The sequence below is a fragment of the Streptomyces sp. NPDC048291 genome (assembly GCF_043201715.1).
Classification (GTDB): domain Bacteria; phylum Actinomycetota; class Actinomycetes; order Streptomycetales; family Streptomycetaceae; genus Streptomyces.
Genome location: NZ_JBICZC010000004.1, coordinates 57413 through 82736 on the forward strand (window position 1 = coordinate 57413; position 25324 = coordinate 82736).

Annotated in this window: 25 protein-coding genes; 11 read left to right on the plus strand and 14 right to left on the minus strand. The window is 70.7% G+C overall.

Annotated features, from left to right (window positions below):
- Positions 1-62 precede the first annotated feature (62 nt).
- From ACGF5O_RS11060 to ACGF5O_RS11080, 5 genes are all read left to right on the plus strand, one after another.
- Complete coding sequence (locus tag ACGF5O_RS11060; protein ID WP_393809627.1) at positions 63-998, plus strand: cellulose-binding protein; 936 nt, start codon at positions 63-65, stop codon at positions 996-998.
- Positions 999-1208: 210 nt separating this feature from the next.
- Entirely contained in the window at positions 1209-2165 is a 957-nt protein-coding gene (locus ACGF5O_RS11065) for an ATP-binding cassette domain-containing protein (RefSeq protein WP_393809628.1), read from the plus strand.
- Between the two features lies 1 nt (position 2166).
- Positions 2167-2943, plus strand: a complete 777-nt coding sequence (locus ACGF5O_RS11070) for an ABC transporter permease (RefSeq protein WP_393809629.1) — start codon at positions 2167-2169, stop codon at positions 2941-2943.
- Between the two features lie 122 nt (positions 2944-3065).
- Positions 3066-4250, plus strand: a complete 1185-nt coding sequence (locus ACGF5O_RS11075; protein ID WP_393809630.1) for an ABC transporter ATP-binding protein — start codon at positions 3066-3068, stop codon at positions 4248-4250.
- Positions 4247-5128, plus strand: coding sequence for an ABC transporter permease (locus tag ACGF5O_RS11080; RefSeq protein ID WP_393809631.1), 882 nt, complete (start codon positions 4247-4249; stop codon positions 5126-5128). The genes ACGF5O_RS11075 and ACGF5O_RS11080 overlap by 4 nt, the downstream gene beginning before the upstream one ends.
- A 20-nt stretch (positions 5129-5148) precedes the next feature.
- On the opposite strand, the gene ACGF5O_RS11085 is transcribed toward ACGF5O_RS11080, so the two are convergent.
- Entirely contained in the window at positions 5149-5490 is a 342-nt protein-coding gene (locus ACGF5O_RS11085) for an ATP/GTP-binding protein (protein WP_393809632.1), read from the minus strand.
- A gap of 223 nt (positions 5491-5713) precedes the next feature.
- On the opposite strand from ACGF5O_RS11085, the gene ACGF5O_RS11090 reads away from it, so the two are divergent.
- Entirely contained in the window at positions 5714-6742 is a 1029-nt protein-coding gene (locus ACGF5O_RS11090) for an LLM class flavin-dependent oxidoreductase (protein WP_362655950.1), read from the plus strand.
- Between the two features lie 103 nt (positions 6743-6845).
- Here ACGF5O_RS11090 and ACGF5O_RS11095 read toward each other — a convergent pair whose 3' ends face one another.
- The gene (locus ACGF5O_RS11095) at positions 6846-7238 is read right to left on the minus strand and encodes an SCO5389 family protein (protein WP_093499046.1); all 393 of its coding nucleotides are present in this window, start codon (positions 7236-7238) and stop codon (positions 6846-6848) included.
- Between the two features lie 338 nt (positions 7239-7576).
- Here ACGF5O_RS11095 and nucS point away from each other — a divergent pair, with 338 nt between their 5' ends.
- Positions 7577-8248 (plus strand): endonuclease NucS, encoded by a 672-nt coding sequence (gene nucS, locus ACGF5O_RS11100; protein ID WP_393809633.1) that lies wholly within the window; start codon positions 7577-7579, stop codon positions 8246-8248.
- Positions 8249-8822: 574 nt separating this feature from the next.
- On the opposite strand, the gene ACGF5O_RS11105 is transcribed toward nucS, so the two are convergent.
- The 3 genes from ACGF5O_RS11105 to ACGF5O_RS11115 form a co-directional block, all read right to left on the minus strand.
- On the minus strand, positions 8823-11357 hold the full coding sequence (locus ACGF5O_RS11105) for an ATP-binding protein (protein ID WP_393809634.1): 2535 nt from the start codon (positions 11355-11357) through the stop codon (positions 8823-8825).
- A gap of 341 nt (positions 11358-11698) precedes the next feature.
- Positions 11699-12022, minus strand: coding sequence for an STAS domain-containing protein (locus ACGF5O_RS11110; RefSeq protein ID WP_186284954.1), 324 nt, complete (start codon positions 12020-12022; stop codon positions 11699-11701).
- A 185-nt stretch (positions 12023-12207) separates the two neighbouring features.
- On the minus strand, positions 12208-13056 hold the full coding sequence (locus tag ACGF5O_RS11115) for a 3-hydroxyacyl-CoA dehydrogenase family protein (RefSeq protein ID WP_393809635.1): 849 nt from the start codon (positions 13054-13056) through the stop codon (positions 12208-12210).
- Positions 13057-13265: 209 nt separating this feature from the next.
- Between ACGF5O_RS11115 and ACGF5O_RS11120 the strand changes: the two genes are divergently transcribed.
- A complete protein-coding gene (locus tag ACGF5O_RS11120) occupies positions 13266-13838 on the plus strand; it encodes a cob(I)yrinic acid a,c-diamide adenosyltransferase (RefSeq protein WP_393809636.1) in 573 nt (190 codons plus the stop codon).
- On the opposite strand, the gene ACGF5O_RS11125 is transcribed toward ACGF5O_RS11120, so the two are convergent.
- A complete protein-coding gene (locus ACGF5O_RS11125; protein WP_393809637.1) occupies positions 13835-14488 on the minus strand; it encodes a hypothetical protein in 654 nt (217 codons plus the stop codon). The genes ACGF5O_RS11120 and ACGF5O_RS11125 overlap by 4 nt on opposite strands.
- 169 nt (positions 14489-14657) lie before the next feature.
- Here ACGF5O_RS11125 and ACGF5O_RS11130 point away from each other — a divergent pair, with 169 nt between their 5' ends.
- The 3 genes from ACGF5O_RS11130 (at position 14658) to ACGF5O_RS11140 (ending at position 18420) form a co-directional block, all read left to right on the plus strand.
- Entirely contained in the window at positions 14658-15830 is a 1173-nt protein-coding gene (locus ACGF5O_RS11130) for a sensor histidine kinase (RefSeq protein WP_393809638.1), read from the plus strand.
- Positions 15827-16468 carry a response regulator gene (locus ACGF5O_RS11135; RefSeq protein WP_393809639.1) on the plus strand — a complete coding sequence of 214 codons (642 nt, stop codon included), beginning with the start codon at positions 15827-15829 and terminating at the stop codon, positions 16466-16468. The genes ACGF5O_RS11130 and ACGF5O_RS11135 overlap by 4 nt, the downstream gene beginning before the upstream one ends.
- Before the next feature lie 125 nt (positions 16469-16593).
- Positions 16594-18420 (plus strand): glycosyl hydrolase family 18 protein, encoded by a 1827-nt coding sequence (locus tag ACGF5O_RS11140; RefSeq protein WP_393809640.1) that lies wholly within the window; start codon positions 16594-16596, stop codon positions 18418-18420.
- 21 nt (positions 18421-18441) lie between these two features.
- Here ACGF5O_RS11140 and ACGF5O_RS11145 read toward each other — a convergent pair whose 3' ends face one another.
- The 8 genes from ACGF5O_RS11145 to ACGF5O_RS11180 form a co-directional block, all read right to left on the minus strand.
- Complete coding sequence (locus ACGF5O_RS11145; protein ID WP_093499053.1) at positions 18442-18888, minus strand: DUF2550 domain-containing protein; 447 nt, start codon at positions 18886-18888, stop codon at positions 18442-18444.
- A gap of 130 nt (positions 18889-19018) precedes the next feature.
- On the minus strand, positions 19019-19393 hold the full coding sequence (locus ACGF5O_RS11150) for a F0F1 ATP synthase subunit epsilon (protein ID WP_189268499.1): 375 nt from the start codon (positions 19391-19393) through the stop codon (positions 19019-19021).
- 134 nt (positions 19394-19527) lie between these two features.
- Positions 19528-20964: a F0F1 ATP synthase subunit beta gene (atpD, locus tag ACGF5O_RS11155; protein ID WP_189268500.1), complete on the minus strand. Its 1437-nt coding sequence runs from the start codon at positions 20962-20964 to the stop codon at positions 19528-19530.
- Positions 20964-21884 carry a F0F1 ATP synthase subunit gamma gene (locus ACGF5O_RS11160; RefSeq protein ID WP_189268501.1) on the minus strand — a complete coding sequence of 307 codons (921 nt, stop codon included), beginning with the start codon at positions 21882-21884 and terminating at the stop codon, positions 20964-20966. Before ACGF5O_RS11160 ends, atpD begins: the two co-directional genes overlap by 1 nt.
- A 21-nt stretch (positions 21885-21905) precedes the next feature.
- The gene (atpA, locus tag ACGF5O_RS11165) at positions 21906-23495 is read right to left on the minus strand and encodes a F0F1 ATP synthase subunit alpha (protein ID WP_189268502.1); all 1590 of its coding nucleotides are present in this window, start codon (positions 23493-23495) and stop codon (positions 21906-21908) included.
- A gap of 131 nt (positions 23496-23626) precedes the next feature.
- On the minus strand, positions 23627-24442 hold the full coding sequence (locus ACGF5O_RS11170; protein ID WP_393809641.1) for a F0F1 ATP synthase subunit delta: 816 nt from the start codon (positions 24440-24442) through the stop codon (positions 23627-23629).
- Complete coding sequence (locus ACGF5O_RS11175) at positions 24439-24984, minus strand: F0F1 ATP synthase subunit B (RefSeq protein ID WP_362596812.1); 546 nt, start codon at positions 24982-24984, stop codon at positions 24439-24441. The genes ACGF5O_RS11170 and ACGF5O_RS11175 overlap by 4 nt, the downstream gene beginning before the upstream one ends.
- Positions 24985-25021: 37 nt before the next feature.
- Complete coding sequence (locus ACGF5O_RS11180; protein ID WP_067003022.1) at positions 25022-25270, minus strand: F0F1 ATP synthase subunit C; 249 nt, start codon at positions 25268-25270, stop codon at positions 25022-25024.
- Positions 25271-25324 lie beyond the last annotated feature (54 nt).

Here is a 25324-nt window from a genome sequence, read left to right on the forward strand (position 1 = left end):
ACACCGCTTCGGCCCCTAGGATTCCCCCTATCACCTCACCGGTCTCTTTCGACAGGAACCCCATGAGCGACACTTCCCCCTACGGCTTCGAGCTAGTGCGGCGTGGGTACGACCGCGCTCAGGTGGACGAACGGATCTCCAAGCTCGTCTCCGACCGTGACAGCGCTCTCGCCCGCATCACCGCTCTGGAAAAGCGCATCGAGGAGCTCCACCTCGAGACGCAGAACGCCCAGGCTCAGGTAACCGACGCGGAGCCGTCGTACGCCGGCCTCGGCGCGCGTGTCGAGAAGATCCTCCGCCTCGCCGAGGAGGAGGCGAAGGACCTGCGCGAGGAGGCCCGGCGCGCGGCCGAGCAGCACCGCGAGCTCGCCGAGTCGGCGGCCCAGCAGGTGCGCAACGACGCAGAATCGTTCGCTGCGGAGCGCAAGGCCAAGGCCGAGGACGAGGGCGTCCGGATCGTCGAGAAGGCCAAGAGCGACGCGTCGCAGCTGCGCTCCGAGGCTCAGAAGGACGCGCAGTCCAAGCGCGAGGAGGCGGACGCCCTCTTCGAGGAGACCCGTGCGAAGGCCGCGCAGGCCGCCGCCGACTTCGAGACGAACCTCGCCAAGCGCCGCGAGCAGTCCGAGCGTGACCTGGCGTCCCGCCAGCAGAAGGCGGAGAAGCGCCTCGCGGAGATCGAGCACCGCGCGGAGCAGCTGCGTCTCGAGGCCGAGAAGCTGCGCACCGACGCCGAGCGCCGCGCCCGCCAGACGGTCGAGACGGCTCAGCGCCAGGCCGAGGACATCGTCGCGGACGCGAACGCCAAGGCCGACCGGATCCGCTCGGAATCCGAGCGTGAGCTGGCCGCGCTGACCAACCGCCGCGACAGCATCAACGCCCAGCTGACCAACGTCCGCGAGATGCTGGCCACGCTGACAGGTGCGGCGGTGGCCGCCGCCAGCTCGCCGACCGAGGACGAGCCGATCTCCCGTGGGGTTCCGGCGCAGCAGTCCCGGTAAGCCGTAGCGACATCGCAGGGCCCGCACTCCCTTTTTCCGGGGGTGCGGGCCTTCGTCGTTCGGCCGCGGGCCGGTGGGGGTTGCTCGCGCAGTTCCCCGCGCCCCCAAAAGAAAAGGGGCGCGGGGAACTGCGCGACCCGCCCCCACCGGCCCGCACCCGGCCGACTGCCTCAGGTGGCACCCCCGGTGAGCCCGTCCTAGCGTGGCCGCATGATCGAGCTGGCGGGCCTGACCAAGCGCTACGGCGACAAGACGGCGGTCGACGACCTCACGTTCACCGTCAGACCCGGCATCGTCACCGGGTTCCTCGGGCCCAACGGTGCCGGGAAGTCCACGACCATGCGGATGATCCTCGGGCTCGACCACCCCACGGCGGGCCGCGTGCGGATCGACGGCAAGCGGTACGAGCAGCTCAAGGACCCGCTGACGTACATCGGGGCACTGCTCGACGCGAAGGCCGTGCACGGCGGGCGCAGCGCCTTCAACCACCTGCTCTGCCTCGCGCAGAGCAACGGGATCCCGCGGGCGCGGGTGGCCGAGGTGCTCGACACCGTCGGACTGACGGCCGTGGCACGGAAGAAGGCCAAGGGGTTCTCGCTCGGCATGGGGCAGCGGCTCGGGATCGCGGGCGCGCTGCTCGGCGATCCGCGGATCCTGATGTTCGACGAACCGGTCAACGGGCTCGACCCCGAGGGCATCCACTGGATCCGGACCCTGATGAAGACCCTGGCCGCGCAGGGCCGGACCGTGTTCGTCTCCTCGCACCTCATGAGCGAGATGGCGCTCACCGCCGAGCACCTGGTCGTCATCGGACAGGGCCGGCTGCTCGCCGACACCTCCATGGCGGACTTCATCCGGACGAACTCGCGGTCCTACGTCCGGGTCCGCTCCCCGCAGCGCGAGCGGCTGCTCGACGTGCTGCACGCGGCCGGGATCACCGTGGTCGAGACCGGCACCGGCACTCTTGAGGTGGAGGGCGGGAAGGCCGAGCCGATCGGGGAACTGGCCGCGCAGAACGGGATCGTGCTGCACGAGCTGAGCATCCAGCAGGCCTCGCTGGAGGAGGCCTTCATGCAACTGACGGCGGAGTCCGTGGAGTACCACGCACACGCCGACTCGCCCCCGGTGCCACAGGCCTGGGGCTCCGGCTGGGACAAGGGAGCGTGACATGGCCGTCGTCACCCAGGTCGTACGGTCCGAGTGGACCAAGATCCGGTCCGTCGCCTCGACGGTGTGGACGCTGTCTCTGGCCGTGGTGGTCACCGTGGCCCTCGGGACGCTGCTCTCCGCACTGGCGAACAGCCAGTTCTCCAACATGCCGGCCCGCGAGCGGCTCTCCTTCGACCCGACGAACATCAGCTTCGCCGGGATGACCCTCGGACAGCTGGCGATGATCGTGTTCGGGGTGCTCGTCGTCTCCAACGAGTACAGCACCGGGATGATCAGGGTCTCGCTGGCCGCCGTGCCTCAGCGGGCCACCTTCCTGTTCAGCAAGATCGCGGTGGCGGCCGGCCTGGTGCTGGTGGTCGGCATGGTGACCAGCTTCGCCGCCTTCTTCCTCGGCCAGGCCATGCTCGGCTCGCACCGGGCCCACCTCGGCGATCCCGGGGTGCTGCGCGCGGTCGTCGGCGGCGGGCTCTACATGACGCTCATCGCGATGTTCTCCATGGGCGTGGCCGCGATGCTGCGCTCGCCGATGCTGTCGCTGGGCATCCTGATGCCGTTCTTCTTCCTGATCTCCAACATCCTCGGCAACGTCGACGCGACCAAGAAGATCGGCCGGTTCCTGCCGGACCAGGCGGGCAGCCACATCATGCAGGTGGTGCCGAGGGTCGGCGACGACGTCCCCTACGGCCCCTGGGGCGGGCTCGGGATCATGGGCCTGTGGGTGATCGCCGCGCTGGCCGGCGGGTACGTCCTGCTGAAGCGGCGCGACGCCCAGTGACCGGCCCCGCGGGGCCGAGACTTTGCTTGCTCTTGGCCGGAACCGTCAGCTCCCCGATATCCTCCTAACCCTTACGGGGGGCGTCTGCCCCGCTGTCCTGATCCTTTCGATGGGTGCGGAGCATGATCGAGGCTGTCGGCCTGACCAAGCGCTACGGCGACAAGACCGCCGTCTACAACCTTTCCTTCCAGGTACGACCCGGAGCCGTGACCGGCTTCCTCGGGCCGAACGGCTCGGGCAAGTCGACGACCATGCGGATGATCCTGGGCCTGGACAACCCGACCGCCGGCTCGGTGACGATCGGCGGCTTCCCCTACCGCAAGCTCCCGAACGCCGCCCGCCAGGTCGGCGCGCTGCTCGACGCCAAGGCGGTGCACGGCGGCCGGTCCGCCCGCAACCACCTGCTGTCGCTGGCCCAGCTGTCCGCCATCCCGGCCCGCCGGGTCGACGAGGTGCTCGGCGTGGTGGGCCTCCAGGACGTGGCAGGAAAGCGCTCCAAGGGCTTCTCGCTCGGCATGGGCCAGCGCCTCGGCATCGCCGCCGCGCTGCTCGGCGACCCCCAGGTGCTGCTCTTCGACGAGCCGGTCAACGGCCTCGACCCCGAGGGCATCCTCTGGGTGCGCAACCTGATGAAGTCCCTCGCCGCGGAGGGCCGTACGGTCTTCGTCTCGTCCCACCTGATGAGCGAGATGGCGCTGACCGCCGACCACCTCATCGTCATCGGCCGGGGCCAGCTGCTCTCCGACATGAGCGTGACCGACTTCATTTCGGCCAACTCCGCGGACTTCGCGCGCGTGCGCACCCCGGACACCGAGCCGCAGCTGCGCGAGAAGCTCAGCTCGGCGCTGACCGAGGCCGGCGGCCATGTCCTGCCGGAGCAGGACGGGGCGCTCCGGGTGACCGGGCTGCCGCTGCCCCGGATCAGCGACCTCGCGCACGAGGCGGACGTACGGCTGTGGGAGCTGTCCCCGCACCAGGCCTCGCTGGAGGAGGCGTACATGCGGATGACGCAGGGCGCCGTCGACTACCGGTCCTCCATCGACCAGAGAGCCGGCCTCCAGCAGCCGCTGCCGCCGGGCGCCCAGCCGCCGATGCCGGTGCCCGGGCAGGGCCAGCCGGGCTGGTATGCCCCGCCGCCGCCCCAGCAGGGCGGCCAGCCGTTCACGGGACCGTACGGCGGCCCGCAGGGCCCGTACGGGGCGCCTCAGGCCGCTCCGAACCCCTATGCGCAGCCGATGTCCGCCCCGGCCGCCGCGCCCGCCGCAGCCGCACCCGCCGACCTGACCAAGCCCGAGGACGCCCGATGAGCACCCACCAGCCTCCGCTGCCGCAGGCCGCCCCGTCCGCACCCGAGTGGCAGGCGGCGCCCGGCGGTGCGTACCCCGGTTACGTCTCGCCGATCCCGGTGGTGCGCACCCACCTCGGGCACGCGATCGCCTCCGAGTGGACGAAGATCAGGTCGGTGCGTTCGACGATCTGGACGCTCGGCGTCTTCGTCCTGCTGGTGGTCGGCATCGGCCTGCTGGCCGGCGCGGTGGTCAGCGACTCCTCCTCGTCCGACGACCTGTCCAGCGAGAGCGCGCTCTCGCTCGGCTTCTTCGGACTGCTGCTCGGCAGCATGTGCATCATCACGCTCGGCGTGCTGACGACCGCCTCGGAGTACGGCACGGGCATGATCCGCACCACGACGGTGGCCTGTCCCTCCCGCGCGCGTGTGCTCGCGGCGAAGGCCATCGTCTTCTTCGCGGTCGCTTTCGTGTTCACCCTCGCGACCAGCGCGTTCGTGGCCATGACCCAGGTCTCGATGCTGGACGGCATCGCCCGGACGCCGACCGGCGGGGAATGGCTGAAGGGAACCGTCGGCGTCAGCCTCTACATCGCGCTGCTCGGACTGCTCTCGCTGATCATCGGCTCGATCATCCGGCACTCGGCGGGCGCCATCACCATCATGATCGGCGCGGTGCTCGCCCCGCTGGTGATCGCGCTGTTCATGTTCTCCCAGTCGCTGGAGAAGGTGCGCACGGCCCTGTTCGAGTACTCCATCCCGAACCAGTTGAGCATCTTCTACTCCAACTCCCTGAGCGACTCCGGCCCTTCGGGGTGGGACCCGCTGTGGATCATCCTGGGCGCGACGGCCGTCGCGTTCGCGGGCGCCTACGTGCTCCTGGAGAAGCGGGACGTCTGACGACGCTCGGAACTCCGGCTCTAGAACTTCGGCGCGTTACGGGACCGCTGCACCCGCGTGGTGCGGCGGTCCTTCGCGTTCCAGCAGGCCTTGTGCCAGTGCCGGCGCTCGTCCACGCCCGAGTGCTCGGGCCAGGCCACGACGTGCGGGACGCCGGAGGCGATCACCTGGTCGCAGCCCGGGCAGCGGTACGTCTTGCCGACCGAGCTGGCACCGGCCACGTGCCGGACGCTCCACTCCTCGCCCTGCCAGTTCTCCGTGGACTGCCAGCCGCCGTAGCGGTCCGCGCGGTCGTCCTCGGCGCTCCGGCCGGACGAGGCCGCTTCGTTCGGGCCCTTGGGTCGGTTGCGACGCGGGGACACGGGACACCTCTCGGGGCTATACAGGAAGCATGGGCTGTGTCCAGCCTACGACGCGCGCACGGGGGTACGCGTAGGGCACGAACCCGCACAAGTCCCCCTCCAGGGCGACCCATTCTCCAGACAATCCGCAAATCTCTCCGCCAGGCCGTGTCCTCGGCACGTGTCAGACGGTTATGCCCGGTGGGGGAGCTCCGGGTCGGAGCCAGGAAAGCAGGAAGAAACGATGCGCGTAGGTAGTTTTGTGCTGGCCGCCCAGTTCCCGGGCCAGGGCCAGGGGGAAGCCCTGCACCGGGCGGTACGCACGGCGGAGGTGGCCGAGGAGGCCGGTCTGGACGCGGTCTGGCTGGCCGAGCACCACTTCGTGCCGTACGGCACCTGCCCGTCGGCGGTCACCCTGGCGGCTCTGCTGCTGGGCCGTACCCGGCGGCTGCGGGTCGGTACGGCGGTGAGCGTGCTGCCCACCGTCCACCCGGTCGCCCTCGGCGAGCAGGCCGCGCTGCTGCACGTGACGAGCGGCGGCCGGTTCACGCTGGGCGTGGGGCGGGGCGGGCCCTGGGTGGACCTGGAGGTCTTCGGATCGGGCCTGGAGGCGTACGAACAGGGCTTCCCGGAATCACTCGATCTGCTGATGCGCTGGCTGCGCGAACCGGCCGTGTCGGCCTCCGGGCCGCGCTTCTCGTTCCGTGAAGTCCCCGTCGTACCACGCCCGTCGGAGGCGCTGACGGAGGCGCCGGGGCCGGAGGTGGTGGTCGCCTGCACCTCCGCGGCGAGCATCCGGCTGGCCGCGGAGCAGGGGCTGCCGATGCTGCTCGGGATGCACGTCGGCGACGAGGAGAAGGCCGAGATGGTCGCGTTGTGGCGGCAGCACGCGCGGGCGGCCGGGCGGCCGGGCGACGAGATCGCCGCGGCGGCCCATGTCTCGGCCGGCGTCTGCCAGATCGCGGACAGCCGCACCGACGCGGCCGAGACCCTGACCAAGGCGATGCCGGGCTGGCTGAAACAGGGCCTGGAGGCGCATGTGACGGTGGACGGCCGGTTCCGCTCCATGCGGGACCCGCTCGCGTACACCGAACTGCTCTGCGGACTCCACCCGGTGGGTACCCCGCGGCTGTGCGCCGACCGGCTCGCGGCGACCTCCGAGCGGACCGGCATCTCCCGTTTCGCCCTGCTGACCGAGGGCTCGGGGGATCTGGCGGCCACGGAGGAGAACGTACGACGGCTGGGTGCCGAGGTACTGCCGCACCTCCGGTGACCTCGCCGCCGCGGGGAGCTTGCCGCCCCAGTGACTGATGCACCTCCCGCGTGTGGAGCGGCAAGCAAGCGGCTCACTGCGTCAGCAGTAGCTGAGCACGGCGTCAGCAGTCCCGCAGTTCCGGGGACTGGTTCAGCAGTTGGTTGCGCACTGAGGTGAAGCGGGCCAGCGTCTCGTCGACCGAGGCGTCCAGCGGGAACACCGCCACACGGTGGCAGTTCTGGAAGGCCAGCCGCACACCGAAGTGCCGCTGCAGGGCGCCGCGTATGGCGTCACTCGCGAGCGCACGCAGCAGCTGGCCGCGTGCCTGCTCGTCCGGCGGAGGCGTCTGGTTGTCGGCGAACTCTCCGCCGTCCACCTTCAGCTGGGCCACCAGGGAGCTGATCATCTCCCACGCGTAGGGCAGGGAGGTCCGGACGCAGTCGACGAAATCTGCTTCGTCGACCTCGCCTCGCTCGGCCTGTTCGAGTAGGGCCGGTGAGACGTCGAGCGACATGGGTACTCCTCTCGCACCCCCGAACAGCAGGGGTTGGCGGACAGGTAAGGGAGTTCGCGATACCGAACACGCTGAGTACACACTTCGCGACCTCCCGTTTACTACGGTAGGCAACGCGCGGGGCCCCCACCAGGAGATTGCGTATATGCGACGGTCCCTTTAGGCACACAATCGGCCAGGTTTGAACAGGCGTGTGCAGGCGACCCTCCAGGACCGGTCGCGAGGGCGGCCCGGCGGCCGGTCGGACACCGCTGGGATGCCGCCCGGACACCGCTCGGATGCCGCTCGTATCCTGGCGAATCGCGTGGAGGGCGGCGCGTCGAGTAGCGTTGCCGACCATGCGTCTCGTCATCGCCCGGTGCTCCGTCGACTACGCCGGCCGGCTCACCGCCCACCTTCCCTCCGCTCCCCGCCTGATCCTCGTCAAGGCGGACGGCAGTGTCTCGATCCATGCGGACGACCGGGCCTACAAGCCCCTCAACTGGATGTCGCCGCCGTGCACCCTCAAGGAAGGGACGGGTGACGAGGCCGGCGTCTGGACCGTCATCAACAAGGCGGGCGAGAAGCTCATCATCACCATGGAGGAGGTCCTGCACGACTCCTCGCACGAGCTGGGCGTCGACCCTGGCCTCATCAAGGACGGCGTGGAAGCGCACCTGCAGGAGCTGCTGGCCGACCGGATCGAGACGCTCGGCGACGGCTACACGCTCATCCGGCGCGAGTACATGACGGCGATCGGCCCGGTGGACATCCTCTGCCGCGACGCCGAGGGCCAGACCGTGGCCATCGAGATCAAGCGCCGCGGCGAGATCGACGGCGTCGAACAGCTCACCCGCTACCTGGAACTCCTCAACCGCGACCCCCACCTCGCCCCCGTCCGGGGCATCTTCGCGGCCCAGGAGATCAAGCCCCAGGCAAAGGTCCTCGCCACCGACCGCGGCATCGGCTGCACCATCCTCGACTACAACGCCCTCCGCGGCATCGAGGACGACAAGCTGCGCCTCTTCTGACACCGGCTTCCGCCGCATTCGCCATCGCGGCGGGCGCCGGCGCAAGAACCAGGAGTGCGGCGGACAAGGCCTGATGCGAGCCTCGCGGAGCGAGACCGGCCTCGGCCTCGTCAGGTCCACGCCCGACAAGTGGCACCGCCCACCCCCGAACCCGCCGCAACGGCGCTCAGCCCATTCGACGGTGACCGGCGGTGCCGAGCCCGCCTCTGGCAAGTTCGGCACCACCGGTCCACGCCGTCGTGGCCGAGCGCCATCGCGGCGGGTTCAAGGTGAGCCGCGGCGCAAGGAGCAGGAGAGCGGCGGACGAGGCCTACGGTGCGAGACCCGCGGGGCGAGACCCGCGGGGCGAGACCGGCCTCAGGCGAGTTCGGCCCACGCCTGACAAGTGGCGCCGCGCACCACTGAACCCGCCGCAACGGCGCTCAACCCGTTCGGCGCTCACCGGCGGTGCCGGGCCGGTCTGAGGCGGGCTCGGCGCCGCCTGCTCGCGTCGTCGGGGTCGTGCGCCGTCGGGGTGGGTGCGGGGTGGGTGCGGGCGGGCGTCCCGCGCGTGGCGCGGGGGACGCCCGGCGACTCAGATCACGGTTCCGGTCGACGTACCCGTGCCGCTGCCCTCCGACGCCACCGAACTGGTCGACGCCGCCGGGGCACTGGACGCCGGTCCGCTCGCGCTGTCGGCGGTGGACGGCGTGTCGGACGGGGCCGACGACGAGACCGACGGCGACGCACTCGCCGACGGCGACTCCGACGACTTCGACGGGCTCGGGGATACCGACTTCGACGGTGACGCCGACTTCGAGGGCGACGCCGACGGTGAGTGGGTCGTGCCGCCCCCCGAGGACCCCTTCGTCCCCGTGGCCGAAGCCGAAGGCGTCTCCGTGTCGGACGGGGGTGTCGGGTCGTCCGAGGTGCCGAGGGTGCCGTCGGGGCCCGGGTCCGTCGGCTTGGTGGTGGCCGTGCCGGTGTCGCCCGCACCGGAGGTCTGGCCGGGGTCGGCGCCCAGGCCCCCGTCGCTCGTGTCCTCGCTCGCCGAGGGGTTGACGCTCACGTTGTTGGACGGGTTGTCGGCGTTGTTGTTGGAGGTCATGCCGAGGGTGACCACGGTGCCGAGGACGGCCGTCAGGAGCACGCCCGCGCCCACCGCCACCAGGTTGCGGCGGGCCATGCGGACCAGGCCGCCCCCGCCGTCCTGGGACGCCGTCGGCTGTCCCGGGACCCTGTGGGTCACCACCGTGTCCGAGACCGGCGAGTGGACCGCGGGGAAGGGCGTGGTGATCCCGCCGGCCGGGGATATGGACTCCTCGTGGCGGGCGTCGGGAATCTCGTCGCCCGCCATCGCGGCGACGGCCGGGATGACCTCGCCCGAGAGGTCGGCCACCAGGGCGAGGGCCCGTCGGCCGGCCGTCGTGCCCCGCTTGTCGGAGAGCGCCCCGCGCAGCCCGATCGAGGCCTCCAGCTCGGCCCGTGCCCGGTCCAGCCAGCCGCCGCAGAGCGCGAACACGCCGAGTTCGTGGTGGAAGTAGGCCTGCTCGCCGACCTCACCGGCGAGCCGGGAGGCCTCGGCGCCGGCCCGCAGGGCGCGTTCCCAGGCGCTCCAGTGCAGCCCCGCCGCGAACGCGGGCGCGGCCGTGCGGGCCAGTCGTACCGGCGTGCTCTCCTCGTCCTCGGCCGGCGGCACCGTCTCGGGGACGACCACCGTCAGGGCGGCGAGGATCGCGTCGGACTCGGCGCAGACCCGCTCCGGGGTGACCGAGGGGTGCCCGGCCCACCAGCCGTAGTGCTGGGCGGCGGTGAGGGCCTGGGCCGCCGCGTCGTCGGCGTATCCGGCGGCCTCCAGCTGCTGCAGGACGCCCGCGGCGAGCCGGTAGCGGGAGCCCACCGGGGAGACCAGTCCGCAGCCCGCCAGTTCGCCGAGGGCGGCGTCCGCGTGGGTGTCGCCCACGAGGGCCGGCAGATGCGCCTGGTGCGGCACCTCGCCGCCGAGGGCGACCGCGAAGCGCAGGGTGGCCCGGGCGGAGGCGCTGAGCCGGGAGGCGAGCAGTGGGGCGGGCGCGGCGGCCTCGCCGAGGGACGGGAGCGGGATCTCGTCGCCCGCCTCGTCGTCGAGGGCCGCCTCGACCGGCAGGTCGGAGATCCCCGGCAGGTCGGACAGGTCGGGCATGCCGGAGGCGAAGACGCCGAACTCGTCCACGGCGCCCGCGCTGGCCCGCAACTGGTCGCGCTGGCGCAGCAGCGCACCGGCCTGGACGAACCGCAGCGGCAGGCCCTCGGACTCGAACCAGAGGTCGCCGGCCCAGTTGGCCTCCTCCTCGGTGAGCACCCGGCCGACCGTGCGTTCCAGGATGTCGACGCCGCCGGCCCGGTCGAGGCCGTCGAGGAAGACCTCCTCGACGGCGGAGTCGGCGGAGGGCGCCGGCACGTCCGGGGTGGCGCCGATCAGGAAGGCGCACTCGGGGGTGGCGTCGATCAGCTCGTCGAGCCCGGTGCCGCCGAACTCGACGTCGTCGAGGACGACGACCGCGCCGATCTCCCGGACCAGTTCGAGGAGCTGCTCGTGGTCCGGGCGGTACGCGGGCATCTTGTAGACGGCGTGGAAGAGGTCGTGGAGCAGGTCCTCGTGCGTGCGGTGGAAGCCGTTGAGGCGGACCACGCCGTCCGGGGCGAGGTCGGAGCAGTCGTCGGCGACCAGGTCGAGGAGCGCGGTGCGGCCGGAGCCCGAGGGGCCGGTGAGGCGCACCGAGCGGCCGCGGGCGAGGAGCCGGACGAGCCGCTCGCGGTCGTCCTGGCGCTCCAGGAGCGGCAGCTCCGGCCGGGCGGGGCCGGGCGGCACCGGCGGCCGGGCGGCGCGCTCGTACTCGGCGCGCTCGGCGGCGCTGCGCTTCTCCGGCCCGGTGGGGCGTTCGGTCGGCGGGCAGGGTTCTATCTCACTGCCGTCGACGGGATTGACGGTCAGCAGGAAGTCGCCGGCGACCAGCCGCGTGGTGCGGGCCGTCGCCGGCGTGCTCTGACCGAAGTCGGTGGTGAGGGATTCCCTGGGCGGGCGCTGGCGCGACGTGCTGCCGTCGCCGTCCTGGCCGTACCCCTCGGGTCCCGGGCTGATCGGGTCCATAGGTTCCTAGCCCCCCAAAAGCGTCGTGTGCCGTGAAAACCGGCCCCTCCCGGCCTGTTGCACACCGCGCTGTCGCTTCTGGTCCGGGCCCGCGCTCGAAGGGTGGCAAGGGCGGCGGGCGACCGAACCTTAAACCTTCGCACAGTATCTACGACAGTCCGGGGTACCGCGCCGTCCGAGACATCACGGTCTCGTGAGGATTGCGTCTGACGTGCGCATGCGCGCCGTCCGACCGGGTCACCCCCGTCGCCCGGTTCACACCGGATCGTTGCGCCCCGACAGTTCGCCGCCGCACAGCCGGTCACCGCGGCAGAGCCCACGGCCGGCCACCGGTCCCGGCGTCAGACCCGGGGCAGTGACTCCACCCCGATACCCCCCTCGATCGCCAGGATCCGGTGCAGCCTGGTGGCCACCAGCAGGCGCTGCATCTGCGGCGGTACGCCGCGCAGCACCAGACGGCGGCCGCAGCGGCCGGCCCGCCGGTGGGCCCCCATGATCACCCCGAGTCCGGTGGCGTCCCAGGAGTCCAGCTCGGACAGGTCCAGCACCAGATCGCCGACTCCGTCGTCGACGGCCGAGTGCAGGACCGTACGGGCGTCCGCCGCGCTGCGTACGTCGAGGCGGCCCCCGACGACCAGCTCGGCGTGGTCGCCCCTGATGTGCATATGCGCTCCCCGAGAGTGCGTGTCCTACTCCGTGAAAGTGTTGTCCGGTATTGCAACGTCTGACTGCGTTCGCCGGTCAGAGGTTGCCATCTGTAAGCGAACCGATACCGAATTCACCCCAGAGGGTGAAACCTCTGCGGTTTGTGCGTTTTGACAGGCGATCAGAGGGTCTACGTACTGATGTTTCAGTACGTGTAGAAGCCCTGCCCGCTCTTGCGCCCGATGTCACCGGCGTCAACCATCCGGCGCATCAGCTCCGGCGGGGCGAACTTCTCGTCCTGCGACTCGGTGTAGATGTTGCCGGTGGCGTGCAGCAGGATGTCGACGCCGGTGAGGTCGGCCGTGGCCAGCGGGCCCATGGCGTGACCGAAGCCCAGCTTGCAGGCGAGGTCGATGTCCTCGGCGGTGGCGACGCCCGACTCGTACAGCTTGGTGGCCTCGACGACGAGCGCCGAGATCAGCCGGGTCGTCACGAAGCCGGCGACGTCCCGGTTGACGACGATGCAGGTCTTGCCGGTGGACTCCGCGAACTCCCGCGCGGTGGCGAGGGTTTCGTCGCTGGTCTTGTAGCCGCGGACCAGCTCGACGAGCTGCATCATCGGCACCGGCGAGAAGAAGTGGACGCCGACGACCCGTTCCGGGTGCTCGGTGGCGGCCGCGATCTTGGTGATCGGGATCGCGGAGGTGTTGGAGGCGAGCACGGCGTCCGGGCGCACGATCTTGTCGAGCGCGCGGAAGATCTCGTGCTTGACCTCCAGCTTCTCGAAGACGGCCTCGACCACGATGTCCGCGTCGGCGACCGCTTCGAGGTCGGTGGTCGTGGTGATGCGGGCCAGGGCGGCGTCGGCGTCGTGCGCCTCCAGCTTCCCCTTGCTCACGAACTTGCCGTACGAGGCCTGGATCCCGCCCACGGCACGGTCCAGTGCCTCGTCGGTGACGTCACGCAGGACCACGTCCCAGCCGGCCTGCGCGGCGACCTGGGCGATGCCGGACCCCATCAGGCCGGCCCCGATGACGGCAAGCTTCCGTGCCACTCCGCTCCCCTTACACGCTGTTGAGGTATGCCTCTTGGGCGGGACCCTAGCGCTCGTCGGGGGCCGGGCAACCCGGTAAGTAATGCGTGTCACGGTCTCAGGACGTGAGACAACCGTCACGTCCCGTCAGGCGGCCGCGGCGGCATCGCCCGTTTCCGGCCGGGTACGGCACGGTCCGCCGTCACCGGGGACACCCTTACGCTGGCCGCATGGTCAATCTGACGCGCATCTACACCAGGACCGGCGACCAGGGCACCACCGCCCTCGGGGACATGAGCCGGGTCGCCAAGACCGATCTGCGAATCTCGGCGTACGCCGACGCCAACGAGGCGAACGCGGTGATCGGGACGGCGATCGCGCTGGGCGGGCTGGAGGCGGAGGTCGTCGCGGTGCTCACCCGGGTGCAGAACGACCTGTTCGACGTGGGCGCCGACCTGTCGACGCCCGTGGTGGAGAAGCCGGAGTTCCCGCCGCTGCGGGTCGAGCAGTTCTACGTCGACAAGCTGGAGGCGGACTGCGACCGCTTCAACGAGCGGCTGGAGAAGCTCCGTTCCTTCATCCTCCCGGGCGGCACCCCGGGCGCGGCCCTGCTCCACCAGGCCTGCACGGTCGTGCGGCGGGCCGAGCGGTCTACGTGGGCCGCGCTCGAGGCGCACGGAGAGGTGATGAACCCGCTGACCGCGACCTACCTCAACCGCTTGTCGGACCTGTTGTTCATCCTGGCGAGGACGGCGAACAAGGACGTCGGGGATATCCTGTGGGTGCCAGGCGGCGAACGCTAGCGGCCGTGCCGCCCCGGCCGGGGGTCCGGGGGTTGTCCCCCAGGAGATGCAGCATCCTGGCCCGTACGGCCGACAAGGACGTCGGGGACGTGCTCTGGGACCCCGCCGGGGAGCGCCGACGCGGGCCGCTTCTTCGGCCACACGACGTAGGTCAGCGCGATCAGGCCGTGGATGCCGGCGGCCCTGAGCGCCACCCACTGGAAGGCCCGCAGCGACGAGGTGTCGCCGTCGCCGACGTACTGGATCGCGCCCTGGAGCAGGGCGCAGGCGACCGCCGCCATGAGGACGGTGCGCAGCCACAGGCGGCCCTCGTGGCGGGCGCGGGCCATGCCGTAGCGGGGCGGCTTCGGGGGGCGCGGGGCACCGGCCAGGCGGTGTGCGGCGTGACCGTCGAGCCAGTGGATCGTGGAGTGGCCGTAGGCGACGGTGAAGCCGATGTAGAGGGCCGCCAGGCCGTGCTCCCAGCCGGGGTGGGCGCCGTTCCTGAGGTCCACCGCCGTGACCGCGAACAGCACCAGTTCGAGGACGGGCTCGCACAGCAGCAGGACGACGCTCGTCCGGCGCCGCTTCAGCAGGTAGCGGGTGGCCAGGCCGAGGGCGAGCAGCACCCAGAAGCCCACTTCACAGGCGATGATCAACGCGACGACCACGGTTCGCTCCTCGGCGGGGGTCCTGGGACTCGGTCACCCCTCAAGGCTCCCGGCGGGCCCCGCCCGGTACGTCGTCGTCGGTGACGAACCCGCGGTACATCGAAGGATGCAGTGCCGGACCCTTCCGCGGGACCACGCGACGAGCACGTCCGCCCTGTTGGATGGAGACATGGCCGCCCCCGCACTCCCCCGCCCGCACCGAGACGACCTGCGCATCGCCCTCGCGGGGCTGCTCGGCGGACTGCTCGTGTGGGGCGTGGGGCTCGGGGTGCGGGGGCCGCACGACCCCCTCGTCCTCTGGCACGGACGCCCGCCGGTGCTGGCGCCGCTGGCCGTGATGGCGTGCTGCGAACTGCTGCGCCGCACCCGCCCGCGCACCGGCCTGGTGATCGGCGTCGCCGCGCTCACCGCCGACACCGTCACCCAGGGCAACCTGGCCACGATCGTGATGTTCACGGACCTGGTGTACGCGGCCGTCCTGTACACCCCGCCGGCGCCCGCCCGCCGGGTGCTGTGGATCTCCGGGCTGATGACGGTGGTCTGGACAGTCGTCCCGCTCGCCCTGCTACGCAGGCCGGAGGCGTTGCTGATCGGGGCGGCCGTCGGCCTGGTGGCGTTCACGCCGGCGGCCACCGGCTGGATCGTGCGCAACCACCGCGACGCCGCCGAGGCCGCCCGGCTGCGCGCCGAACAGACCGCGCTGCTCGCCGAGACCGACCGCGCCCAGGCCGTCACCGCCGAGCGCGCCCGGATGGCCCGCGAGCTGCACGACCTGGTGGCGGGCCGCCTCTCCGCGATCGCCATCCACGCCACGGCCGCGCTCTCCCTCGACTCGCCCGCGACCGGCCGGGACGCCCTCGCGGTGATCCGCGAGAACAGCGTCCAGGGGCTGGCGGAGATGCGCCGGCTGATCGGCATCCTGCGCGCCGACCACGAGGAGCCGAGCGCGACCCCGACCCTCGACGGCATCGGCACCCTGGTCGCCGGCGCCCGTGCCAACGGGCTCGACGTCACCCTCGACAGCGACCACGCCGAGCGGCTGCCCGCGCCGGTGGAGCTGGCCGCGTACCGGATCGTCCAGGAGTCCCTGACCAACGCCCTCAAGCACGCGGGGCGGGGACGCGTCGCGGTCGCGGTGGCGGAGCGGGACGGCTCCCTGGCCGTCACCGTGACCAGCCGGTACGACGCGGGCGACGGCCCCCGTGCGCCCGGCTCCGGCGCCGGTCTGGTCGGCATGCGGGAGCGGGCCGCGCTGCTCGGCGGCAGCTTCGAGGCCGGTCCCGAGGGCGCGCTCTGGGTCGTGCGTGCCGCCTTCCCGCTCGTCGAAGGAGTCGCCGCGTGATCCGTGTCCTGGTCGCCGAGGACCAGTCCGCCGTCCGGGCGGGGCTGGTCCTGATCCTGCGCAGCGCGCCCGACGTGGAGGTGGTCGGGGAGGCGGCGGACGGGGAGCGGGCGGTGGCGCTCGCCCGGGAGCTCCGGCCCGACCTGGTGCTGATGGACGTTCAGATGCCGCGGCTTGACGGGGTGTCGGCGACCCGGCAGGTGGTCGGGGAGGGGCTCGCGGACGTCCTGGTGCTGACCACCTTCGACCTCGACGAGTACGTGTTCGGGGCGTTGCGCGCGGGCGCGGCCGGTTTCCTGCTGAAGAACACCGAGGCCCGCGACCTGATCGCCGCGGTGCGCACGGTCGCGGGCGGCGAGGGGCTGATCGCGCCCGCCGTCACCCGGCGGCTGATCGCCGAGTTCGCGGCGAAGCCGGTGCGGGAGCCGAGGGCCGATCCGGCGGCGCTGGAGAGTCTGACCCGGCGCGAGCGCGAGGTGCTGTCCTGTCTCGGCGAGGGGATGTCCAACGCCGAGATCGCGGGCCGCCTGGACATGGCCGAGGCCACGGCGAAAACCCACGTCAGCCGGTTGCTGGCGAAGCTGGAGCTGCGCAGCCGGGTGCAAGCGGCGGTGCTGGCACAGGAGTTGGGGATCTGAGGGACCGTATACAAGAGTGGTCCAGACCTATTGACCGGTGGTCCAGACCTTTCTATTCTCGCGGCACCATGGGCATGAAGGCTCAGTCATGCCCACGTCACCCCCGATCGAGAGGGAGGCGCAGCATGCGCTTCAGACACAGAGTCGCGGCAGGGCTCGCGACGCTGGTGCTCCCCCTGGCCGGCCTGGTGGGCCTCGCGGGCCCCGCCCAGGCCGCGACGTCCGCCACGGCGACCTACACCAAGACCCAGGACTGGGGTACCGGCTTCGGCGGCCAGTGGACCGTCAAGAACACCGGCACCACGTCGATCAGCTCGTGGACCGTCGAGTGGGACTACCCCTCCGGAACCTCGGTCACCTCCGCGTGGGACGCGGACGTCACCTCCTCCGGCACCCACTGGACCGCCAAGAACAAGTCCTACAACGGCTCCATCGCCCCCGGCGCCTCCGTCTCCTTCGGCTTCAACGGCGCCGGTTCGGGATCGCCGAGCAACTGTCTGCTCAACGGGGCGAGTTGTGACGGCGGTACCACCACCCCCGGCGACTCGGCGCCCTCCGCGCCCGGCACCCCGGCCGCGTCGGGCATCACCGACACCTCGGTGAAGCTGACCTGGTCCGCCGCCACCGACGACAACGGCGTCAAGAACTACGACGTCCTGCGCGACGGCAAGGTGGTCTCCACGGTGACCACCACCTCGTACACCGACTCGGGTCTCACGGCCGGCACCAACTACTCGTACACGGTCCAGGCCCGCGACACCGCGAACCAGACGGGCCCGGTCAGCGGCGCGGTCGCCGTCCACACCACCGGCGGTACGACCACTCCCCCGACCACCGGCTCCAAGGTCAAGCTCGGCTACTTCACCGAGTGGGGCATCTACGGCCGCAACTACCAGGTCAAGAACCTGGTGACGTCCGGCTCCGCGGCGAAGATCACGCACATCAACTACGCCTTCGGCAACGTGACGAACGGCCAGTGCGCGATCGGCGACGCCTACGCCGACTACCAGAAGACGTTCACCGCCGACCAGTCGGTCAGCGGCGTCGCCGACACCTGGGACCAGCCGCTGGCCGGCAACTTCAACCAGCTGCGCGAGCTGAAGGCCAAGTACCCGAACATCAAGATCCTGTGGTCCTTCGGCGGCTGGACCTGGTCCGGCGGCTTCGCGCAGGCGGCGGCCAACCCGACCGCGTTCGCGAACTCCTGCTACAACCTGGTCGAGGACCCGCGCTGGGCCGATGTCTTCGACGGCATCGACATCGACTGGGAGTACCCGAACGCCTGCGGGCTGAGCTGCGACACCAGCGGCTCGGCGGCCTTCAAGAACCTGATGTCCGCGCTGCGCGCCAAGTTCGGCTCGAACAACCTGGTCACCGCGGCCACCACGGCCGACGGCTCGGCCGGCGGCAAGATCGACGCCACCGACTACGCGGGCGCCTCCCAGTACGTCGACTGGTACAACGTGATGTCGTACGACTTCTTCGGCGCCTGGGCCACCACCGGCCCGACCGCCCCGCACTCCCCGCTCACCTCGTACACGGGCATCCCGACCGCCGGCTTCGACACGGCCGACGCGATGGCCAAGTTCAAGGCGCAGGGCGTACCGGCGAGCAAGCTGCTGATCGGCATCGGCTTCTACGGCAGAGGCTGGACCGGCGTCACCCAGGACGCCCCGGGCGGCACGGCCACGGGCGCGGCGACCGGGACCTACGAGGCGGGCATCGAGGACTACAAGGTCCTCAAGACGTCCTGCCCGGTCACCGGCACCGTCGCGGGTACGGCGTACGCGCACTGCGGCACCAACTGGTGGTCCTACGACACCCCGTCGACGATCGCCGGGAAGATGAGCTGGGCCAAGACGCAGGGTCTCGGCGGCGCCTTCTTCTGGGAGTTCAGCGGCGACACCAGCAACGGCGAGCTGGTGAGCGCCATCAGCTCCGGGCTGTCGTAGCCCCCCTGAGAACCAGATGTCCTAGGCGACATTGACGCGCTGACCGGGCGGGGCTGCTTCCAGCCACGCGAGGAAACCGGTCAGCGCGTCTTCGCTCATCGCGAGTTCGAGGCGGGTGCCGCGGTGGGTGCAGGCGAGGATGACGGCGTCGGAGAGCAGGGCCAGTTCCTCCTCGCCCTCGGGGAGGCGGCGGCCGGCCACCTCGATCCGGTCGCGTTCCAGGACCCGGCGGGGCCGGTAGGCGTAGGAGAAGACGCGGTACCACTCGACGCTGTCGCCGTTGTAGCGGGCGACGCCGTAGCTCCAGCCCTTGCCGCTGGTGTCGGTCTTCTCGGGGACGTCCCAGCGCAGGGAACAGTCGAAGGTGCCGCCGGAGCGCTGGATCAGTCTGCGGCGCAGACCGAACAGGAAGAGTCCCACCACCACCAGCACGACCACGATTCCGGCCACAGTCAGAGCGAGGACCATCGGCACCGACCTCCCCGTCTCCTAGGTAATGGAACGTAAAAAGACCCAGATCTACCTCAGCCGCGGCTGGGTCCGGAATGGCTCCGGTCCCAGCCGCGGCTGAGTTGCGTCAACGCATACGTGCAGTGTGTCAGCGCGCGGTCGCCGCCCGCAGACGGACGTCGGCGCGTCGCTCGGCAGTGGCGTCGCCCGCCGCCTTCGCGCGCTCCAGCTCGCGCTCCTCGCGCTGGACGTCGATCTCGTCCGACAGCTCGGCGGTCTCGGCCAGCAGCGAGAGCTTGTTGTCCGCGAACGAGATGAAACCGCCGTGCACCGCGGCGACGACCGTTCCACCATCACTCGTACGGATGGTCACCGGGCCCGACTCCAGCACACCGAGCAGCGGCTGGTGACCGGGCATGACGCCGATGTCGCCGGACGTGGTACGCGCGACGACCAGGGTGGCCTCGCCGGACCAGACCTGGCGGTCCGCGGCGACGAGCTCGACGTGCAGCTCAGCAGCCAAGGGTGGCTCCTCGGGTCACCACCCGGCAGGGGTGCCGGGTGTTGGGGTCAATTCTAGTAGGCGTGCGTGAGGGGGCGGGACGCGCCCGCCCCCTCACACGAAGAACACAAGGAGTTCCGGGGAACTCGGGGTGTTCAGGAGACGCCCAGCTCCTTGGCGTTGGCCTTCAGGTCCTCGATGCCACCGCACAGGAAGAACGCCTGCTCCGGGAAGTGGTCGTACTCACCGTCGATGATCGCGTTGAAGGCCGCGATCGACTCGTCCAGCGGGACGTCCGACCCGTCGACGCCGGTGAACTGCTTGGCGACGTGGGTGTTCTGGGACAGGAAGCGCTCCACGCGACGGGCACGGTGGACGGTGAGCTTGTCCTCCTCGCCCAGCTCGTCGATACCGAGGATCGCGATGATGTCCTGGAGGTCCTTGTACTTCTGGAGGACCGTCTTCACGCGCATCGCGGTGTTGTAGTGGTCCGCCGCGATGTAGCGCGGGTCCAGGATCCGGGACGTGGAGTCCAGCGGGTCCACGGCCGGGTAGATGCCCTTCTCCGAGATCGGACGGGAGAGCACCGTCGTCGCGTCGAGGTGGGCGAAGGTGGTGGCCGGGGCCGGGTCGGTCAGGTCGTCCGCGGGGACGTAGATCGCCTGCATCGAGGTGATCGAGTGACCACGGGTCGAGGTGATGCGCTCCTGGAGGAGACCCATCTCGTCGGCCAGGTTCGGCTGGTAGCCCACCGCGGAGGGCATCCGGCCGAGCAGCGTGGAGACCTCGGAACCGGCCTGCGTGAAGCGGAAGATGTTGTCGATGAAGAACAGCACGTCCTGCTTCTGCACATCGCGGAAGTACTCCGCCATGGTCAGACCCGCGAGGGCCACGCGCAGACGGGTGCCCGGGGGCTCGTCCATCTGGCCGAAGACCAGGGCGGTCTTGTCGATGACGCCCGAGTCGGCCATCTCCTCGATGAGGTCGTTGCCCTCACGGGTGCGCTCACCGACACCGGCGAACACGGAGACACCGTCGTGGTTGTTGGCGACGCGGTAGATCATCTCCTGGATGAGCACCGTCTTGCCGACACCGGCACCGCCGAACAGACCGATCTTGCCACCCTTGACGTACGGGGTGAGCAGGTCGATGACCTTGACGCCGGTCTCGAACATCTCGGTCTTCGACTCGAGCTCGTCGAAGTTCGGGGCCTTGCGGTGGATGGACCAGCGCTCGCCCTCGTACTGCTCGTCGACGTTCAGCACCTCACCGAGGGTGTTGAACACCTTGCCCTTGGTGAAGTCGCCGACCGGGACGGTGATGCCGTCGCCGGTGTCGGTGACCGGGGCCTGGCGGACCAGACCGTCGGTGGGCTGCATGGAGATGGTGCGGACCAGGCCGTCACCCAGGTGCTGGGCGACCTCCAGGGTCAGCGTCTTCTTCTCGCCGGCGTTGGCCGGGTCGGCCACCTCGACGTGAAGGGCGTTGTAGATGTCCGGCATCGCGTCGACGGGGAACTCCACGTCGACGACCGGGCCGATGACCCGGGCGACGCGGCCCGTGGCCGTCGCGGTCTCAACAGTGGTGGTCATTAGCGGTCACTCCCCGCGGTCGCGTCGGCCAGGGCGCTGGCGCCACCGACGATCTCGCTGATTTCCTGGGTGATTTCGGCCTGGCGGGCCGCGTTGGCAAGACGGGAGAGCGTGTTGATCAGCTCGCCCGCGTTGTCGGTGGCCGACTTCATCGCGCGCCGCGTGGCAGCGTGCTTCGAAGCCGCCGACTGGAGCAGCGCGTTGTAGATGCGGCTCTCCACGTAGCGCGGCAGCAGGGCGTCGAGGACGTCCTCCGCCGAGGGCTCGAAGTCGTACAGCGGGAGGATCTCGTCGCCCTTGGCGGCGCCCTCCTCCGCGACCTCGTCGAGGCTGAGCGGCAGCAGCCGGTCGCCGAGCGCCGTCTGCGTCATCATCGACACGAACTCGGTGTAGACGATGTGGAGTTCGTCCACCCCGCCGTCCGCCGTCTCCGTCTCGATGGCCTCGATCAGCGGCGCCGCGACCTTCTTGGCGTCCGCGTACGAGGGCTCGTCGGTGAAGCCCGTCCACGACTCCACGACCTTGCGCTCGCGGAAGTGGTAGTGGGCCAGACCGCGGCGGCCGACGATGTAGGTGTCGACCTCCTTGCCCTCCGCCTCAAGGCGCGCCGTCAGCAGCTCGGCGGCCTTGATGGCGTTGGAGTTGAAGGCGCCGGCCAGACCGCGGTCGCTCGTGAGGAGCAGCACCGCGGAACGCGTCGGCGTCTCCGCCTCGGTGGTCAGCGGGTGCTTGGTGTTGGAGCCGGTACCGACCGCCGTGACCGCGCGGGTGAGCTCGGTCGCGTACGGCGCGGAGGCCCGCACCTTGCGCTGCGCCTTGACGACACGCGAGGCGGCGATCATCTCCATCGCCTTGGTGATCTTCTTGGTCGCGGTGACGGATCGGATGCGACGCTTGTAGACCCGGAGCTGGGCTCCCATGAGTCAGGTCCCTTCCTTACGTCACTTGGCCGCGGCCGGGACGTCCTCGCCGAGAAGCTTGCCGTCCGAGGTCTCGAACTGCTTCTTGAAGTCGGCGATGGCGTCGGCAACAGCGGTGAGGGTGTCGTCCGACATCTTGCCGCCCTCCTTGATGGAGGTCATGAGGCCCTGCTCCTTGCGGTGCAGGTACTCCAGGAGCTCCTTCTCGAAGCGGCGGATGTCGGTGACCGGGACGTCGTCCATCTTGCCGGTGGTACCGGCCCACACGGAGACGACCTGGTCCTCGGTGGACATCGGCTGGTACTGAGCCTGCTTGAGCAGCTCGACCAGTCGCTGGCCACGCTCCAGCTGCGACTTCGACGCGGCGTCCAGGTCGGAACCGAAGGCGGCGAACGCCTCCAGCTCGCGGTACTGGGCGAGGTCCAGACGCAGTCGGCCGGAGACCTGCTTCATCGCCTTGTGCTGCGCGGAACCGCCGACCCGGGAGACGGAGATACCGACGTTCAGCGCGGGGCGCTGACCGGCGTTGAACAGGTCCGACTCCAGGAAGCACTGGCCGTCGGTGATGGAGATGACGTTGGTCGGGATGAACGCCGAGACGTCGTTGGCCTTGGTCTCGACGATCGGCAGACCGGTCATCGAGCCGGCACCCATCTCGTCGGAGAGCTTGGCGCAGCGCTCCAGCAGGCGGGAGTGCAGGTAGAAGACGTCACCCGGGTAGGCCTCACGGCCCGGCGGGCGGCGCAGCAGCAGCGACACGGCGCGGTAGGCGTCGGCCTGCTTCGAGAGGTCGTCGAAGATGATGAGGACGTGCTTGCCGTCGTACATCCAGTGCTGGCCGATGGCCGAGCCGGTGTACGGCGCCAGGTACTTGAAGCCGGCCGGGTCGGACGCCGGGGCGGCGACGATGGTCGTGTACTCCAGCGCGCCGGCCTCTTCCAGGGCGCCACGCACGGAGGCGATGGTCGAGCCCTTCTGGCCGATGGCGACGTAGACGCAGCGGACCTGCTTCTTCGGGTCGCCCGAGCGCCAGTTGTCGCGCTGGTTGATGATCGTGTCGACGGCCAGGGCGGTCTTGCCGGTCTGGCGGTCGCCGATGATCAGCTGACGCTGGCCGCGGCCGACCGGGGTCATCGCGTCGACGGCCTTGTAGCCGGTCTCCATCGGCTCGTGGACCGACTTACGGGCCATGACGCCGGGAGCCTGCAGCTCCAGGGCGCGGCGGCCGGACGTCTCGATCTCGCCGAGGCCGTCGATCGGGTTGCCGAGCGGGTCGACGACGCGGCCGAGGTAGCCCTCGCCGACCGCGACGGAGAGGACCTCACCGGTGCGCTGCACCGGCTGACCCTCCTCGATGCCGCTGAACTCACCGAGGACGATGGCGCCGATCTCGCGCTCTTCCAGGTTCAGCGCGAGGCCGAGGGTGCCGTCCTCGAACTTCAGCAGTTCGTTGGCCATGGCCGAGGGAAGACCCTCGACCTTCGCGATGCCGTCGCCGGCAAGGGTGACCGTACCGACCTCCTCGCGCGAGGCCGCGTCCGGCTTGTACGACTGGACGAAGTTCTCCAGCGCGTCCCGGATCTCCTCCGGCCGGATCGTGAGCTCCGCCATCTGGGTTCCCTGCTCTCCTTGTTGGGCCCGAAGTTTCACTTGGGGGGTCTGGGGGCGACCCCCAGGATTCTTCTTGTACGGCCCAACCGGGCCGTCGTAAGTACGTACTGCTCTTCTCGTGTACCGGGGTGCTAGCTCGCCATGCGGCGGGCCGCGTCCTCCAGCCGGTCCGCGATGGAACCGTTGATGACCTCGTCACCGACCTGCACCCGGATCCCGCCGACGACCGCGGGGTCGACGTCGAGGTTGAGGTGCATCGTGCGGCCGTAGAGCTTCGCGAGGGCGGCGCCCAGGCGCTGCTTCTGCGGCTCGCTCAGCGGCACCGCCGAGGTGACGACGGCGACGACGCGGCTGCGGCGCTCCGCGGCGAGCTTGGACAGGGCCTCCAGGCCCGCTTCCAGGCTACGTCCCCGCGGCGCGGTCACAAGGCGCGTGACCAGACGCTCGGTGACCGGCTTGGCGCGACCGCCGAGCAGGCGGTGCAGCAGCTCCACCTTGGCGGCGGCGGTGGCCTTGCGGTCGGTGAGCGCGGCGCGCAGTCCGGTGCTGGAGGAGACGATCCGGCCGAACCGGAACAGCTCGTCCTCCACGTCGTCCAGCGTGTCCGACGTCTGTGCGGCGGTGAGGTCGGCGACGTCCGCCAGCTCCTCCAGCGCGTCCACCAGGTCGCGGGGCTGCGACCAGCGGGACCGGACCAGGCCGGTCACCACGTCGGCGGTGGTCTCGGTGACCTGGCCGCCGATCAGGCGCCGGACCAGCTCGGCCTTCGCCTCGCCGGACTGCGCCGGGTCGGTGAGGACCCGACGCAGGCCGCCCTCGCGGTCGAGCAGCGCGGTGACGGCCGCCAGCTCGTCGGCGAGCCGCGTCGCGTCGACGGACGTCGAGTCCGTCAGCGCGTCGAGACGCTCACGTGCGGCTGCCAGGGCCTCGCGGCTCGCTCCGTTCATCGAGCCGCCTCGGCCTTCTCCTCGAGCTCGTCGAGGAAGCGGTCGATCACGCGGCTCTGCCGGGCGTGGTCCTCCAGGGACTCACCGACGAGCTTGCCGGCCAGGTCGGTGGCCAGGTGGCCGACGTCCTGACGGAGCGCCTGCGCAGCGGACTTGCGGTCGGCGTCGATCTGCGCGTGACCGGCGGCGACGATCTCCTCACGCTGCCGCTGGCCCTCGGCGCGCATCTCGGCGATGAGCGCGGCGCCCTGCTCCTGAGCCTCCTGGCGCAGGCGCGCGGCCTCGTGCCGGGCCTCGGCCAGCTGCGCCTTGTACTGCTCAAGGACGCTCTGGGCCTCGGTCTGCGCGGCCTCGGCCTTCTCGATACCGCCCTCGATCGCCTCGCGGCGCTGCTCCAGAACCTTGTTGATGTTCGGAAGGAGCTTCTTGGCGAGGAAGCCGAAGACGATGACGAAGGCGATGAGGCCGATGACGAGCTCTGGGATCGGCGGGATGAGGGGGTTTTCGGCCTCCTCCGCCGCCAGCTGAACCAGGGGGCTCATATCAGTGCCTTTCGTCTAATGGTGCGCGACGGTCGGGTCAGGAGGCCGGGTAGACGAACGGCATGACCAGACCGATCAGGGCGAGCGCCTCACAGAAGGCGAAGCCGAGGATCTGGTTGGCACGGATCAGGCCGGCCGCCTCGGGCTGGCGGGCGAGGGCCTGCGTGCCGTTACCGAAGATGATGCCGACGCCGACGCCCGGGCCGATCGCGGCGAGGCCGTAACCGATGGAGCCGAGGTTGCCCTTGATCTGGACAGCGGCCAGGGTCTCGTGCAGAACGGACATGCCGGTTCTTCCTTCTCTTTCAATGACCGGTGGGGGTTGGCCACCGGATGCCAT